General features: G+C 62.4%; 1 protein-coding gene. It reads left to right on the top strand.

Annotated elements, in window-relative coordinates:
• The coding region (locus CWC17_RS19500) for a hypothetical protein (protein ID WP_212750662.1) at positions 1-305 on the top strand (305 nt) is incomplete at its 5' end.
• Positions 306-425: the final 120 nt, after the last annotated feature.

The raw sequence follows: 425 nt of genomic DNA, 5'->3' as shown, positions 1-425 counted from the left end.
TTAAGGCGTGGCGCCACGTGTCACCGAGACGGTCGGCACGGTCGTGCGAGGATATCCGTTTCATCGGCCAGTATCGCAAAGTGCTCGCTGAGAAGGATGCATTGCTGGCCGGAAAGTGGCCGCGTCACTCGGCAGCCTACGTCTCGGCTTGCCGCACCAATCTTGCAACGACGCTCAAGAGGTATACCGCCCGCGTCCGTGCCATCACCGAAGCCGAACAGGAAATGACCGCACTCGGCATTCCTTTCGCCACGTCGTCCGACGCTTGGGATGCGATGGCGATTGCGAACCGGAGGGCCGCCTGATGGAACAGACCCTCAAGCAACTCTGCGCCGAGCACGGGCTGACCGGCATCGGCGTCAACATCTTCCGGGCCGACACCGGCCCTTATGTGGGCGTCTACCTGCATTGGAAGCACGGCGAAG

The organism is Pseudoalteromonas sp. S3785 (assembly GCF_005887365.1).
In the GTDB taxonomy this organism is placed as follows: Bacteria; Pseudomonadota; Gammaproteobacteria; order Enterobacterales; family Alteromonadaceae; genus Pseudoalteromonas.
This window is presented reverse-complemented; position numbering and strand designations above follow the sequence as displayed.